The 14,223-nt window shown below is 59.1% G+C and carries 14 protein-coding genes; 8 read left to right on the top strand and 6 right to left on the bottom strand.

The window, feature by feature from the left end:
- Nucleotides 1-47 precede the first annotated feature (47 nt).
- Entirely contained in the window at nt 48-1,751 is a 1,704-nt protein-coding gene (locus J9788_RS10085; protein WP_182264341.1) for a SulP family inorganic anion transporter, read from the bottom strand.
- A gap of 221 nt (nt 1,752-1,972) precedes the next feature.
- Between J9788_RS10085 and J9788_RS10080 the strand changes: the two genes are divergently transcribed.
- Complete coding sequence (locus tag J9788_RS10080) at nt 1,973-2,512, top strand: septation protein A (protein ID WP_046898932.1); 540 nt, start codon at nt 1,973-1,975, stop codon at nt 2,510-2,512.
- Nucleotides 2,513-2,588: 76 nt separating this feature from the next.
- Nucleotides 2,589-3,017, top strand: coding sequence for an acyl-CoA thioester hydrolase YciA (yciA, locus tag J9788_RS10075; RefSeq protein WP_004932085.1), 429 nt, complete (start codon nt 2,589-2,591; stop codon nt 3,015-3,017).
- Between the two features lie 70 nt (nt 3,018-3,087).
- Here the strand turns inward: yciA and tonB are convergent, their stop codons facing one another.
- Nucleotides 3,088-3,831 (bottom strand): TonB system transport protein TonB, encoded by a 744-nt coding sequence (tonB, locus tag J9788_RS10070; protein WP_094142695.1) that lies wholly within the window; start codon nt 3,829-3,831, stop codon nt 3,088-3,090.
- Between the two features lie 235 nt (nt 3,832-4,066).
- Nucleotides 4,067-4,720: an epoxyqueuosine reductase QueH gene (locus J9788_RS10065; protein ID WP_033643282.1), complete on the bottom strand. Its 654-nt coding sequence runs from the start codon at nt 4,718-4,720 to the stop codon at nt 4,067-4,069.
- 176 nt (nt 4,721-4,896) lie between these two features.
- Between J9788_RS10065 and J9788_RS10060 the strand changes: the two genes are divergently transcribed.
- Nucleotides 4,897-5,193 carry a YciI family protein gene (locus J9788_RS10060; RefSeq protein WP_046898930.1) on the top strand — a complete coding sequence of 99 codons (297 nt, stop codon included), beginning with the start codon at nt 4,897-4,899 and terminating at the stop codon, nt 5,191-5,193.
- Between the two features lie 110 nt (nt 5,194-5,303).
- Here J9788_RS10060 and J9788_RS10055 read toward each other — a convergent pair whose 3' ends face one another.
- The gene (locus J9788_RS10055; protein ID WP_182264340.1) at nt 5,304-6,158 is read right to left on the bottom strand and encodes a LysR family transcriptional regulator; all 855 of its coding nucleotides are present in this window, start codon (nt 6,156-6,158) and stop codon (nt 5,304-5,306) included.
- 91 nt (nt 6,159-6,249) lie between these two features.
- Here J9788_RS10055 and J9788_RS10050 point away from each other — a divergent pair, with 91 nt between their 5' ends.
- Complete coding sequence (locus J9788_RS10050; RefSeq protein ID WP_182264339.1) at nt 6,250-7,209, top strand: DMT family transporter; 960 nt, start codon at nt 6,250-6,252, stop codon at nt 7,207-7,209.
- A gap of 37 nt (nt 7,210-7,246) precedes the next feature.
- Here the strand turns inward: J9788_RS10050 and J9788_RS10045 are convergent, their stop codons facing one another.
- Nucleotides 7,247-8,248 (bottom strand): LacI family DNA-binding transcriptional regulator, encoded by a 1,002-nt coding sequence (locus J9788_RS10045; protein WP_182264338.1) that lies wholly within the window; start codon nt 8,246-8,248, stop codon nt 7,247-7,249.
- Nucleotides 8,249-8,319: 71 nt separating this feature from the next.
- Nucleotides 8,320-8,874, bottom strand: coding sequence for a D-lyxose/D-mannose family sugar isomerase (locus J9788_RS10040; protein WP_046898926.1), 555 nt, complete (start codon nt 8,872-8,874; stop codon nt 8,320-8,322).
- A gap of 227 nt (nt 8,875-9,101) precedes the next feature.
- On the opposite strand from J9788_RS10040, the gene J9788_RS10035 reads away from it, so the two are divergent.
- Genes J9788_RS10035 through J9788_RS10020 form a run of 4 tightly spaced genes read left to right on the top strand, consistent with a single transcriptional unit; the run spans nt 9,102 to nt 14,215 of the window.
- Nucleotides 9,102-10,136 carry an NAD(P)-dependent alcohol dehydrogenase gene (locus tag J9788_RS10035; protein WP_182264337.1) on the top strand — a complete coding sequence of 345 codons (1,035 nt, stop codon included), beginning with the start codon at nt 9,102-9,104 and terminating at the stop codon, nt 10,134-10,136.
- 4 nt (nt 10,137-10,140) lie between these two features.
- On the top strand, nt 10,141-11,658 hold the full coding sequence (gene xylB, locus J9788_RS10030; RefSeq protein ID WP_182264336.1) for a xylulokinase: 1,518 nt from the start codon (nt 10,141-10,143) through the stop codon (nt 11,656-11,658).
- The gene (locus tag J9788_RS10025; protein ID WP_370576329.1) at nt 11,652-13,160 is read left to right on the top strand and encodes a sugar ABC transporter ATP-binding protein; all 1,509 of its coding nucleotides are present in this window, start codon (nt 11,652-11,654) and stop codon (nt 13,158-13,160) included. Before xylB ends, J9788_RS10025 begins: the two co-directional genes overlap by 7 nt.
- Nucleotides 13,161-13,177: 17 nt before the next feature.
- The gene (locus tag J9788_RS10020) at nt 13,178-14,215 is read left to right on the top strand and encodes an ABC transporter permease (RefSeq protein ID WP_033650230.1); all 1,038 of its coding nucleotides are present in this window, start codon (nt 13,178-13,180) and stop codon (nt 14,213-14,215) included.
- Nucleotides 14,216-14,223: the final 8 nt, after the last annotated feature.

Genomic DNA, 14,223 nt, shown 5'->3' with positions numbered 1-14,223 from the left:
CGGCGCAACAAATGCCCAGGGGCACGCTTCGGCGCGCCCCTTTTTGTTTACCCCACCGCGGCGGCTTCCGCCTGTTCCTTACTCTGAATCAGCTTCAGCGCCAAATAGAGATCCGGCACCAAAATCAGCTCCTTGTCCCGCCCCAACCGATTGATGCGGAACCAGCGCGTCAGTTCAGTGCGGCGCCCGGCCAGCACCAGTTTGACGTTACGCTGCAACAGATCGCGTTTCAGTTCGTCGATGGCCGCCAGCACGCTGATATCGGCATGGGTAAAGCTGGCCACCGCGTCCACCACCACCCAGCGCGGCTGGAATGGCGTACTGTCGACCAAATTGAGAATGCGGCGTTTGAAGTAGGCCACGTTGAAGTAGGTCAGCGGCGAATTGAAGCGATACATCATGACGCCGGGCACCGCCTTCACCCCATTGTTGTTGCCCATGGAATGGATCATGCCTTCGTCGTTAACGCCCAGCAGCTGTTCCGTCGGCCGAAAGACGGTGTGCAGAAACTGCATCAGCCCCAGCAACACCGCCAGCCCGATACCGCTGATCACCCCGACCAACAAGACGCTGAGGAAGGTAAACAGCGCCAGGCGGAAAGCCTGCGCGTTGCGGCGGCGCAAGATCCAGATGCCGCGAAAATCCAGCAGCGACCAGGCCGCATACATCAGCACCACGCCCAATCCCGCCACCGGAATAAACTGCAGCGGCGCCATCAGGAACAGCAAGACGAAAGCGATCACCGCGGCGGCGATGATCGACACGAGCTGGCTCTTGCCGCCGTTGGCGTCATTCACCGCGGTGCGCGAATCCGCCCCGCTGATGGCGAAGCCTTGCGACAATGCGGAGACGATATTCACCATCCCCAGCGCGCGAAACTCAGCGTCAGCGTTGACCTCATAGCCGTTTTTGGCCGCGAAACTGCGGGCGGTCAGCATCATGCTGACAAAGCTCACAACCGCCAGGTTGAGCGCCGGGATCACCATGTCGCGCAGCAGCCCGGGCTGAAAGTCCGGCCACTGGACGATCGGCAGCACGCCGCTGAAACCGCCCACCGTCACCACGCCATACTGCTGCAATCCGCCTGCCCAGGTGACGAACGCCGCCAGCACGATGGCGAACAGCGGCGCCGGCCAGTTAGGCCGCCATTTTTTAAATCCGAGCAGCGTCACCAGCGTCAACAGGGACACCGCCATCGTCAGCCAGTCGCTGTGCAACAGGTTGGCCGGCAGCGCGTAGATGCGCTCGATCAGCTGTGCCGGGCGCACCGTGAACCCCAACACCTTGCCGATCTGATCGACGATGATGGTCAGCGCCACGCCGTTCAGCAGCCCGCTGAGGATCGGCCGCGACAGCAGATCCGCCAGCGCCCCCAGCTTGAACCGGCTGGCCAACAGGCACCAGCCGCCCATCATCGCGGTCATCATGATGGTCAACTGCCAATGGCGTTCCATATTGCCCGCCGCCAGCGGCGTCACCACCGCGGCGATCACCGCACAGGTGGCGGCATCGGGCCCGACGATCAGCTGGCGTGACGAACCGAACAGCGCATAGGCCACCATCGGCAAGATACAGGAATAAAGCCCCACCACCGGGCTAACCCCGGCCAGTTCGGCGTAGGCGATGGCCACCGGCAAGGCGACGGCGGCGACGGAAAGACCGGCGCGCAAATCCGGTTTGAGCCAACTGCGTTGATAGCCCAATAAATGCGTCAAACCAGGCGTCAGGGCCTGGAGAGATTTCCACTGCATGCTGTTTTCCGCGGTAAATTATCTGGTTATTATGGCACTTACTATGCGATCTGCGGCCAGCGCTGGCAATGCGCCCGTGCTTTCTTGCGTAAGTTTATGCAAATTCCTGCTTTCGCGGCAGAAATCCGCCGGCCAAACGCCGATAATCGGCAGCGCCCGGCGGTACACAGAACTCGCCGAATCCGGTATAGTCGGCCGATGAACAGATGATGGATTGATTTATGAAGCAGTTTCTTGATTTCCTCCCGTTAATTGTCTTTTTCGCTTTTTACAAGCTGTACGACATTTACGTCGCTTCCGGCGCATTGATCGTCGCCACCGCGCTGGCGCTGGTGTTCACCTGGGTGAAATACCGCAAGGTCGAGAAGATGACGCTGATCACCTTCCTGATGGTGCTGGTGTTCGGCACCCTGACGCTGGTGTTCCACAACGATTTATTCATCAAGTGGAAAGTGACGGTGATTTACGCGCTGTTCGCGCTGGCGCTGCTGATCAGCCAGTGGGTGCTCAAAAAGCCGCTGGTTCAGCGCATGCTGGGCAAAGAGCTGACGTTGCCGGACAAAGTGTGGAGCAACCTCAACCTGGCCTGGGCGTTCTTCTTCCTGGCCTGCGGCCTGGCGAACATCTATGTCGCCTTCTGGCTGCCGCAAAGCGTCTGGGTCAATTTCAAAGTCTTTGGCCTGACGGTGCTGACGCTGGTATTCACCCTGCTCAGCGGCATCTATATTTACCGGCACATGCCGGCAGAACAGAAAAAATAGTTACAAATTTGTTAATGCCTGCGGCGCTTGCCGCGGGCAGTATGATGTGATTCCCTCCTTTTAAAAGCAGACTGCTATGACACAACAACGACCTTTACCCAGCGGCGAGCTGGTGCTGCGCACGCTGGCGATGCCGGCCGATACCAATGCCAACGGCGATATTTTCGGCGGCTGGCTGATGTCGCAAATGGACATCGGCGGCGCCATCCAGGCAAAAGAGATCGCCGAGGGGCGCGTAGTAACGGTACGCGTAGACGGCATGACCTTCCTGAAACCGGTGGCGGTAGGCGACGTGGTTTGCTGCTATGCGCACTGCATCCGCACCGGGCGCAGCTCGATCACCATCAATATCGAAGTGTGGGTAAAGAAAGTCTCCTCCGCCCCAATCGGCCAGCGCTACCGGGCGACCGAAGCGGTGTTCACCTACGTGGCGGTCGATGCGGAAGGCAACTCGCGCGCGCTGCCTGAGGGTAAAATGAATTTCCGCGTCGGCTTCGAAGAGTAAGCCCGCGGCTGCGCCGCAAATGCAAAAAGGGTCGCCGAAGCGACCCTTTTTTTCTTGGCGCAAACCGAAATCAGTTCATTTCGGTGGTGCCGTTCAGCTTGAAACGAATATTGACGATAAGATCCTTCGCTTCTTTGGCTTGATACCGCCATTTGCGCAGCGCCTGTTTCACTTCACGCTCGAACATGTTGCGCGGCTCAGCCGACAAGATGCGCACGTTGGTCACGCGGCCATCGCTGTCGACATCGAACTGCACCCGCACGTTGCCTTCGATCTGCAAGGCTCTGGCGCGCGGCGGATAAATCGGTTCCGCACGGCTGATCGGTTTTGGCCCGACCTCGCGCGAGTTGCCCTGTACCGGCGCGGCGGGCGCTTGTTTCACCGGCGCTTTTTCGATCGGTTTGGCCGGCGAGTCGTTATTGAACGGCGAAGGCTCGCGCGGCTCGACCTTCTTCGGCTCCGGTTTCACCGGTTTTTCTACCTTCGGCTTTGGCTTGGGCTTCGGTTTCGGCTTAACCGGCTCCGGTTTCACAATCGCCTTCGGCGGCGGCTCCACAATAGGTTCTGGTTCAGGTTCCGGCTCAGGTTCCACCTGCGGCGGCTCCGGTTCTGCCGGAGCAGGCGGCGGCGGTTCAGCCATCGCGGCGGTGTTGACCATCATGACGCTGATCGGCGCCTCTTCAGGCTTTGGCAGCTCAACCACTTCTTTTACCGAAGCGTAAAGCAGTCCCGCCACCAGGGCGCTGTGCAGGCCTACGGACAAGACGAAAGGCACGGATATACGGCGATTAAGGAACATCTTTTTTAGCGGCATAATGATTCTGTTTCCTCTGGTTCGCCAAGTTTAAATGCAAATAGCAATCATATTCAATAACGAAAGGCAAACTATCGCTTTAATCGTCAGTCTCCGCGGCGAAAACCAGCAAACTCATAAGGATATTAACCTGAACGTTGCTTTTTTACCGCCGAATCAACACGCTTCGTTAACGTTCAGACGGCGCTAAAAAATAAAAAACCCGCCGTAGCGGGTGGATTGCGGTGATTAAGCGTTATTCTTCATCACCATAGTAGAGCACGCCCAGTTTGATCAGCGGCCGCCCTTGCGCTTTGCGGTGCAGGTTGGTGTCGCGCAGCGAATAGACGCAGCCGCAGTATTCCTGCTGATAGAAGCGTTCGCGCTTGCTGATCTCTATCATGCGGGCCGCGCCGCCCTTCTTGCGCCAGTTGTAATCCCAATACACCAGATCGGGATACTTTTCCGCCGCCCGAATGCCGCAGTCGGTAATCTGCTGCATGTTCTTCCAGCGCGAGATGCCGAGCGAGCTGGAGATGGTGTCGTAACCGTGCTCATGCGCATACAGCGCCGTGCGCTCAAAACGCATGTCGAAGCACATGGTGCAACGAATGCCGCGCTCCGGCTCATGCTCCATGCCCTTGGCGCGTTCGAACCAGTTGTCGGTGTCATAATCGGCATCGATGATCGGCACCCCGTGCTTTTCGGCGAAACGGATGTTCTCTTCCTTACGCAGCAAATACTCTTTTTGCGGGTGAATGTTGGGGTTATAGAAGAAAATAGCGTACTCGATGCCGGACGCCTGGATCGCTTCCATCACCTCGCCGGAACAGGGCGCACAGCAAGAATGCAGCAGCAGTTTGCTTTTGCCCGCAGGCAAATCGAGTTTTTCCCTTACCAGTTCCGTCATGTCCTCACCTCAATGGCATATCTGTTTAAGCGCGCCGCACTATACGAATAAAAAGTAGCGGCTTCAAGGCATAAGCGCCAATCCCCCCCATAAATTCACCGCGCGCCGTTCCCCTGCCGCGCCTTTTGCGCTACCTTGGGAGCACCGTTTTATAACCATGATTTTACAGGTGAAATATGCTTTATCTGATCTACGCGCAAGACGTCCCCAACTCACTGGAAAACCGTCTGGCGGTGCGCCCGGCACATCTGGCGCGCCTGCAGGCACTGCGTGACGCCGGCCGTCTGGTGGTCGCCGGCCCCAACCCGGCCATCGACAGCAACGATCCCGGCGCCGCCGGCTTCACCGGTTCTACGGTGATCGCCGAGTTCGCCTCACTGGCGGAAGCGCAGGCCTGGGCGCAGCAAGATCCGTACGTCGCCGCCGGCGTCTACGCCAACGTGACGGTGAAGCCGTTCAAGCAGGTGTTCTGATCCGCGACAGGTTTCAATCCCGGGAACGCCCCGCTATACAGCGTTTCCGGCGCTAGCCACACCTCTGCTTGACCGTCGCGCTCGGGTCGTCTTCCCCGCGCGGTCGATATTCATGTTCCGCCCCGGAAATACTCACCGATAACGCTTTCCAGCATCGCCACCGCCAATTGACCGGCGGCAGTGGCAGAGCGCAGCAGTTGCACTTCGTGCGGAGCGACCGACGGCAATTCCTCGAGGATCCGCATCGCCGCAGTCACGCGTGCGCGGTCGAGCAGCGTGACGGCCAATCCTGCCTCGACGGCGGCGGCCACCACGCTGGCCGAAGGGCTGCTCACAACCACTCGCCAATGCCTTCCCGCCCCGCTCAATGCATCGATCATAGCCTCTCGGTAAGGGCAATCGGCGGCATGCAACGCTAATGGTATCGGTTGAGCCATATCCAGCGCCAACCGGCGGCCGCCAACCCAAACCGGCGCAGTCACCGCAAGCGGCATCTGGCGCAGTCCCCCCATCGGCAACACCGCCAACGCCAGCTGTAGCCGATTGCGTCCAATCTGTTCAACCAACGCCTGGCTGGCGGCCGTAGAAACCTCCAGCATCACCGCAGGAAAACGGGTGGCAAACGCCGGCAGCACATCGCGCATGACATGTGATGCGTATTCATCAGGCACTCCCAGCTTGATATGCCCACTCAGCGGTGCGCTCTGCAACTCACGCAGAATATCGTCGTGGGCATTCAACAGCCCGAGCGTCGAGGCCAGCAGTTTGTCGCCTAAGGGGGTCAACACGACGGACTGATTGTCGCGCTCCAGCAAGCGGCCGCCCACGACCTGTTCCAGACGCTGAATATGAACGCTCACCGCGGCTGGGCTGCGATGAACAAAGGCCGCCGCCGCACGAAATTTCCCCAAACGGGCGATGGCGTGAAAAGTGCGCAAAAGATTAATGTCCAGGGTTGGCCGCATGGTTTAACTCTATTAAACAACTGAACGAAAATTATTCGATTTATTAAATTATAGCGGCTCACTACCCTTGGTGAAAAAGGAGAAGATCACCATGCCCCTGTCAGAATTTCGTCCACCTTCCTGCTGCGATAAGGTGGGCGACAAAGCCGCCATCTGGTTGCCGGCCGCGGAAGTCCTGCTGATCGTCGCCTGGAGCTCGGGCTTTGTCGGCATCCGTTTCGCCGCCGATTACGCGCCGGTGTTGCTGGTAGCGTTCTGGCGCTGTGTCGTGGTCGCTTTACTGCTGATGCCGTTTAGCCTTCGCGCCATCAGGCGCGCCTCGCCGCAGTCGGTAGCCGCTCACGCCGGGATCGGCCTGCTCGCCATGACCGGATACCTGACCGGCGTCAGTAAAGGCATCGAGTACGGCGTGCCGACCGGCTTGGCCGCGCTCATCGCCGATTTGCTCCCTCTCGGCACCGCACTCTTGAACATGCTGTTTCAACGCCGGCTGCCCGATGGCCGCGTCTGGCTCGGCCTGGCATTAGGCTCTCTCGGGGTGATATTGGCGACGGGCGGCGCTATTTCCTGGGGAAGTGCGCCATTGTGGAGCTACCTGTTGCCGCTGGCGGGGATGCTGTCACTGGCACTGGCCACACTGTGGCAGCAACGGCTGCCGCAGGCGCAAGCGGTGAGCCTGCCTGCCAGGTTGGGGATACAAAGCGCGATTGCAGCGCTGGCTTTTGCCCCACTGGCAGGCGCAGAAAGCCCGCTGCTGCCAACCATGACGACAGGGTTGGTTATCGGCGTGCTTTGGACCGCGCTTTTGGCCACCCTGGCCGATTACGGTTTGTATTGGTTCTGCCTAAGGCATACCTCTGCATTGCGTGTGACGAGCCTGCTGTTCCTCAGCCCCTTCGTCACCTTCTGCTGGGCATGGTTAATGTTCGATGAGCCCCTTTCCTGGCCCATGCTGCTGGGCGCAGTAACGGCAGGGAGCGGCTTGTGGCTGCTTATCCGCCCCCCGATGAGGGGCCGGATTGAACGCGCTGAAATGAATAATGGCAGATAAGGTTAACGGAGATGTCGGCTACACGTTGCCGGCGCCGTTACGCGACGAGTTTTCCCCGCACCACCACCTTGCCCGGTTTTATCTCGGGATCGGCAATACGGCGGATCGCCAGATTCAACGCTTGCCAGGCGATCTCTTGCAAGTCGTGTGACACGCAGGGGAAATGGAAACCGTAGATCTCGGCATGTGAAACCTCATCAATGCTGAACAGCGACACGTCCTGCATCAACGGCAGCCGATGTTCGATACAGGCCTTGATGATGCCCAGCGAGATCTGGTTATTGCAGCCGACGAAAAAATCGGGGACGGGGTTATTGGCCAGCCAGCGGCTCGTCTCTTGCCAGGCGACATCCATAAAGAAATCGGCATACCGCACGTCGAGCGAAGCCACCTTCCCTTGCAATGCCGCCTGCAAGCCAGTGACCCTGTCACGCGCAACGTTGGAATTCTCCGGCCCGGAGATCACCACCACCCGCTGCGCCTGCTGTTCCAGAAGCCAACGCCCCGCCTGGAGGCCGCAATCCAGATTATCAATATACACCCCGCTGCAGTGGTGACTCTCCAATTCCCGATCGATCAACACCACCGGTATATTGAGCGTTTCCAGACGCTTGAGGTAGGAAGGCCTGTACAGATGATCGTTGGAAATGACCGAGAGAATGATCGCATCGACGTTGTAGCCAATGAGTTTGTCGATGATCCTGTCTTCGCTTTCCTGAGACTCATAGGAGTCGAACACCAGCGTGTCGTACCCCATCTTTTGCGCTTCAAGCGTCATCAGGCGCGTCAGGCCGCCAAAGAATGGGTTGGCCATGTCAGGGTTGACGATGCCAATGGTTCTGCTGCTTTTCGCCCGCAGATTGCGCGCCGCGGCATTGACCACGTAACCGAGTTCGGCGGCGGTCTCCCGAATTCTCCTCAACGTTTCCGGATGGACCTTGTCCGGCTGTGAAAATGCCCGCGAAGCGGTTATTTTGCTGACGTTCGCCTGTGCGGCGACGCTAGCCAACGTCGCTTTCCGTCCTCGACCCACGGCCAAATGCAGCTCCTTAGCTTGAAGATATCATTTTGTATCATTCCCGGCATCATGACAGAACTTTGTTCGTGGCGCTAATGGTTTACGCCGGCAAGACGGTTAATTCGCGGATCGGTAAAAATATCCAGCTCATCACGGCTCTCGGAAGAGAACTCGGACACCACCGCGCCCTGCTTCCCCGCCTGAAACCAGTGACGGGTATTGGGCGCAATGGTGTATTGTTCCCCCGGCCGCAAGAGGATATAGCGATGACAGGTATACCACTGCTCCGCGCCCTCCGGCACCCGGCATACCGGTTCGCCGCCGCGATCGTTGGGCGTCAGGTTTTCATCATCGACAAACAAAAACACCTCTCCCCAACGGCAACGGAACGTCTCTTGCTTGCCGGGCGTGCCGGCAAAGGGAGGGTGTAAATGTTCCGGGCAAGTCTGCCCAGGAAACAGCACCAGCTCTTTCGCGCAATACCGAGGTGAGTTGACGTAGGTCAGCAGCTGCAACCCGGACGCGGGATAGTCGGCCAGACCAAACGTCGCAATTTCAATGCGTTGCTGTTCTTCTTCGGTCAAGATAATGTCCGCCTGGCGCAAATACTCCAGCGTAGCGGCTCTGGCGCTTTGTTGTTTGTTCATCATTCCCCCGGCAAAGTAACGGTATCGATATCAACAGGCCGATATTAAAACCGTCATTGCCACGCTGATTTTGTGACCACCGTCGCTATATTGAATAACAACCAACCAGCAAAATTAACTCTCGTCGAGTAATTCCAACATTGATCACAGTTTAACCACCCGCATTGGCTCACTATCGCGCATTGAAATGATACCGTTACCATAAAAATGATTCACCAGGAGGCAATATGAGAGCATTAGTGCTGGCCAAAGCGGGGGAAATCGCTATCGAGGACGTCCAACTGGCCGAAACGCTGGGGCCCGACGATGTACAGATAAAAATTCATTCCGTGGGCATCTGCGGCAGCGATGTGCACTATTACCAGCATGGCCGCATTGGCCCGTTTGTGGTCAAAGCCCCGATGGTGCTCGGCCATGAGGCCGCCGGCGTGGTGCTCGCGACAGGTAAAAACGTCACTCACCTCAGCGTCGGCGATCGCGTTTGCATGGAGCCCGGCATTCCCGATCTCAACTCGGCGCAGACGCGCGCCGGGATTTACAACCTGGACCCCGCCGTTCGCTTCTGGGCGACGCCGCCGGTGCACGGCTGTTTGCGCGAAACCGTCATCCACCCCGCGGCATTCACGTTCAAACTGCCGGACAACGTCAGTTTCGCTGAAGGCGCCATGGTTGAACCCCTGGCCATCGGCATGCAAGCGGCCACCAAAGCCGGGATCAAACCCGGCGATATCGCGCTGGTGATCGGCGCTGGGCCGATCGGCGTGGTCACCGCCCTCGCGGCGCTGGCGGGCGGCTGCTCGGACGTCATTATCTGCGACCTGTTTGACGAGAAACTCGCCGTGGCGGCCAGCTATGAAGGGCTGCACGCCGTCAATATCAAAACCGGCGACCTGGCGGGGAAAGTGGCCGCGCTCACCAGCGGCAATGGCGTCGATATCGTGTTTGAATGCAGCGGTGCAAAACCGGCTATCGCTACGTTGGCCGAACATGCGGCGCCAGGGGCGACCGCCGTGCTGGTCGGCATGCCGATCGACGCTGCGCCGATGGATATCGTCGCCGCGCAGGCCAAGGAAATCACCTTCAAGACCATTTTCCGCTACGCCAACATGTACCCGCGCACGCTGCGGCTGTTGAGCAGCGGCAAATTGCGCGTCCAGCCGTTGATAAGCCAAACCTACAAGTTCTCCGACAGCGTGGCCGCCTTCGAGCGCGCGGCGGCGGGACATGCCTCGGACATCAAAATCATGCTGGAAATGGAGTGATTTTATGGCGCTCTATGCTGGCATAGACTGCGGTACGCAAGGCACGAAAGTCGTGATTGTCGACAGCTCGCAGGGCGTGATCCTCGGTGAGGGCAGCGCCCCTCACCGCCTCATCAGCCAAGCCAATGGCCGACGAGAACAAGAGGCCGACTGGTGGATTGAGGCGTTGGTCACCGCGTTTCGCCAAGCCGTGACTAACGCAGGTATTGATGCCGGGGAAATTAACGCTCTGGGGGTCTCGGGCCAACAGCATGGATTTGTGCCGCTGGACGCAGACGGCAACGTGCTGCACAGCGTCAAGCTGTGGTGCGATACCGAAACCGCGGAGGAAAACGAACTGTTGCTGCAGCGGCTCGGCGGCGCCAAGGGGGCGCTGGACAAGCTCGGCCTGCGGATCGCCACCGGTTATACCGCGTCAAAAATCCTTTGGTTCAAGACGCACCATCCGGCGCTCTGGGCAAAACTGCACACCGTGCTGCTACCGCATGATTATTTGAACTTCTGGCTGACCGGGGAGCGTGTAGCGGAATATGGCGACGCTTCCGGCACCGGGCTGTTCGATGTGCGCGCCCGCCGCTGGAGCCAAGCCGCCGTCAATCTTATCGATGACAGCGGCCGTTTATGGCATGCCCTGCCGCCGCTCAAAAGCGCGGAATGCTGCATCGGCACGGTGCGCCCCTTCGCGGCGGAAAAGCTCGGCCTCGGCCCGGCAGTTCGGGTCTCGACCGGCGGCGGCGACAACATGATGGCGGCCATCGGTTCCGGCAACATCGAGGCCGGCACCGTTACCCTAAGCCTGGGCACCTCCGGCACGCTATTCGCCTGGTCCGCCGCGCCCGTCGTGGCGGAATCCGACATGATTGCCGGTTTCTGCTCCAGCACCAACGGGTGGCTGCCCTTGATATGCACCATGAATGTCACCTCGGCCACCACGGCCATGCAGACGCTGCTGGACGAAGATCTTGACGGCTTTAACCGCTTATTGGCGCAGGCGGCGCCGGGTGCCGGCGGCGTCGAGATGCTGCCGTTCTTCAACGGCGAACGCGTTCCCCCGCTGCCCCACGCGCGCGCCAGTCTGCATAACCTCGATAGCGACAATTTTACTCGCGCCAATCTCTGCCTGGCGGTGGTTGAAAGCGCCACCTACGGCCTGCGCTATGGCATTGAGCTCTTTCGCCGCCAGGGCATCGAAACGCGCGAAATCCGCCTCACCGGCGGCGGCGCCCGCAGCGCCGCCTGGCGACAAATCGTCGCGGACGTGATGGGGTGCCCGGTGGTCTGCCTGAACGTCAAAGAGACCGCCGCGCTGGGCGGCGCCATTCAAGCGATGTGGGCGACGTCGTTGGCCGATCGCCCGCGCCAGAACGCCGCCGGGCTCTTGGCTGAACTGTGCCAACGCTTCGTTTCACTGGATGAAGCCACGCGCACGACGCCAAACGCCGACAGGCAAACGCAATACGAGACGCTTTATCAACGGTACCTGCAGCGTTTGCAGCGGACATACCCGGAGGTTCAATCGTGACGCGAGATCCCCATACGCAAGCCCCTGCCTACCTGCTGGAAGTCAGCGGCGTCAGGAAAGCCTTTGGCCCGGTCGTGGCGCTCAAGAACGCCGAGTTTTGCCTGCGGCGCGGATCCATCCATGCCCTGTGCGGCGGCAACGGCGCGGGGAAATCCACCTTTCTCAGCATTCTGATGGGCTTTATTCAACCCGATGGCGGCGACATTTTTATCAATGGCCAACGCTGTGAATTTCATCATCCCCGGGAAGCCCTCAATGCCGGCATCGCCATCGTGCAGCAGGAGCTGAGCGCGATCCCGGACCTGACGGTAGCCGAAAACATTTGGCTGGGCCGCGAGCCGAGACGCCTGGGTTTCGTCGACTTTGCGACGCTCAACCAACGCACCACCCGTCTGCTCGAGGAACTTGATTTCAAGATCGACACCCGAGAAAAAATGCGCAACCTGAGCGTCGCCGAGCAGCAGCTGGTCGAGATCGCCAAGGCGCTGTCGCACGCCAATGCCGACATCATCATCATGGATGAACCCACCTCGGCGATTGGCGAAGAAGATGCGCAGAAAATCTTTCAGACGCTTCAGCAACTGGCGGCGAAAGGCAAAGGCATTATCTACGTCTCCCACCGCTTGTCCGAGATATTCCAAATCGCGGACAGCTACACCATTTTCCGCGACGGCGCCTATATCCATGAAGGCTATATCGCCGACATTACCCGTGAGCAGTTGATCGAACACATTATCGGCGGCGAGTACGACAGCGAGTTCGCCAAGTTCAATCAACCCGGCGAAGAGGTCTTGCTGGAGGTCAACGGCCTGTGTTGGCGCAGCAAGATAAAGGATATCAGCCTGCAGCTTAAGCACGGCGAGATCCTGGGCATCTACGGCCTGGTGGGATCGGGCCGCAGCGAGTTTCTCGATCTTATCTTCGGCATTCAGCATGCCGACGCCGGCACGATTCGCTTGGGCGGCAAGACGCTGAACCGCCATTCTCCGCGAGAGGCCATCGATAGTGGCATTGCCTACGTGACGGAAGATCGCAAGGAAACCGGCCTGGTACTGTGCCGTTCCGTCAGTGAAAACATCAATATCGCCTCTTTTGCCGGCATCAGCCGCATGGGGTTCGTCAGCGAGAAACGGGAGCAGGCGCGAACCCGCGACATGATCCAGCGCTTTAACGTTAAAACCCACGATGGCGAACAGCCCGTGGGCAACCTGAGCGGCGGCAACCAGCAAAAAGTGGTGCTGGGCCGCTGGGCGCTGTTGGATCCGGAGGTTTTGCTGCTCGACGAGCCGACGCGCGGTATCGACGTCGGCGCCAAGAAAGAGATCTATCGATTTATGTCGGAGTTCGCCTTGCAAAACAAAGGGATCATCATGGTTTCCTCCGAGCTTTCGGAAATTATCGGCATGAGCGATCGCATCCTGGTGTTTCGTGACGGGCAGTTGGCCGGCGAGCTTTCGGCAGCCGATGCGACTCAGGCAGCACTGATGAAACTTGCGGTTTAACAGAGAGAGAAAAACAAATGAGCAGCGCCCACTCCTTATCACCAGGAATGTCATTTTTCACCCGCAATAAGCGCCGTATGCACAAATACGGCATTATCATCGCCTTCTTCGCGCTGTGCCTGATCGTGGCGCTGATTGGCGAATATCAGGTCGCCCAGGGGGCCTGGAGCAGCAATTATTTTCTCAGCAATGAAAACACCCTGATCGTCCTGCGCCAGGTCTCGATCAACGGCATTCTGGCAATCGGCATGACCTTCGTCATCATCACCGCAGGCGTCGATCTCTCCGTGGGTTCGGTGCTGGCGTTAAGCGGCATCGTCGCCGCCCGCTTCGCCACCAACAATAGCGGATTGGCTATCGGCGATACCGCGACCGCCGTCATGGCACCGCTGATTGTGGCGCTGGGCATCGGCATCGTCTGCGGCCTGGTGAACGGCACCGTGTTGGCTCGCTACCGGCTGCAACCGTTTATCGTCACCATGGGCATGCTCTCTGCGGCGCGCGGTTTAACCATGTTGACTACCAACGGCAATCCGGTTTCGCAATTGAACAGCGATTTCCGCTGGTTAGGCAATGGCTACCTCGGCGGCGTTCCGGTGCCGGTCATCATCTTCATCGTGCTGTTCGCCCTCGCCTGGCTGGTGCTGAATAAAACCCTCTTCGGGCGCTACATCTACGCCGTCGGCGGCAACCCGAAAAGCGCACGCACCTCAGGGATTAACGTCACTCGTATCAAGATACTGGTGTATACGCTGTGCGGCGCGCTGGCCGGCATCGCCGGTTTGATCCTCACCGCGCGCACCGGTTCGGCGCAAACCAACGCCGGCGCAGGCTATGAGCTGGACGCCATCGCCGCGGTGGTGATCGGCGGCACCAGCATGGCGGGCGGCGTCGGTACGCTGGTCGGCACCTTCTTCGGCGTGCTGATCATCGGGGTGATGAATAACGGCCTCGATCTACTTGGCGTGCAATCGTATTACCAACAAATTATCAAAGGCGCATTGATCGTTCTTGCCGTCTTGCTCGACCCCTCGCGTAAGCAACAGCGCGATTAATAACATCA

Origin of the sequence: Serratia sp. X10, assembly GCF_017811775.1 — a bacterium.
Classification (GTDB): Bacteria; Pseudomonadota; Gammaproteobacteria; order Enterobacterales; family Enterobacteriaceae; genus Serratia; species Serratia ureilytica.
This window is presented reverse-complemented; position numbering and strand designations above follow the sequence as displayed.

Bases quoted from the DNA above. Each gene is read 5' to 3' on its own strand.
- J9788_RS10085 (WP_182264341.1), bottom strand. From the start codon at position 1,751: ATGCAGTGGAAATCTCTCCAGGCCCTGACGCCTGGTTTGACGCATTTA.
- J9788_RS10080 (WP_046898932.1), top strand. From the start codon at position 1,973: ATGAAGCAGTTTCTTGATTTCCTCCCGTTAATTGTCTTTTTCGCTTTT.
- yciA (WP_004932085.1), top strand. From the start codon at position 2,589: ATGACACAACAACGACCTTTACCCAGCGGCGAGCTGGTGCTGCGCACG.
- tonB (WP_094142695.1), bottom strand. From the start codon at position 3,831: ATGCCGCTAAAAAAGATGTTCCTTAATCGCCGTATATCCGTGCCTTTC.
- J9788_RS10065 (WP_033643282.1), bottom strand. From the start codon at position 4,720: ATGACGGAACTGGTAAGGGAAAAACTCGATTTGCCTGCGGGCAAAAGC.
- J9788_RS10060 (WP_046898930.1), top strand. From the start codon at position 4,897: ATGCTTTATCTGATCTACGCGCAAGACGTCCCCAACTCACTGGAAAAC.
- J9788_RS10055 (WP_182264340.1), bottom strand. From the start codon at position 6,158: ATGCGGCCAACCCTGGACATTAATCTTTTGCGCACTTTTCACGCCATC.
- J9788_RS10050 (WP_182264339.1), top strand. From the start codon at position 6,250: ATGCCCCTGTCAGAATTTCGTCCACCTTCCTGCTGCGATAAGGTGGGC.
- J9788_RS10040 (WP_046898926.1), bottom strand. From the start codon at position 8,874: ATGAACAAACAACAAAGCGCCAGAGCCGCTACGCTGGAGTATTTGCGC.
- J9788_RS10035 (WP_182264337.1), top strand. From the start codon at position 9,102: ATGAGAGCATTAGTGCTGGCCAAAGCGGGGGAAATCGCTATCGAGGAC.
- xylB (WP_182264336.1), top strand. From the start codon at position 10,141: ATGGCGCTCTATGCTGGCATAGACTGCGGTACGCAAGGCACGAAAGTC.
- J9788_RS10020 (WP_033650230.1), top strand. From the start codon at position 13,178: ATGAGCAGCGCCCACTCCTTATCACCAGGAATGTCATTTTTCACCCGC.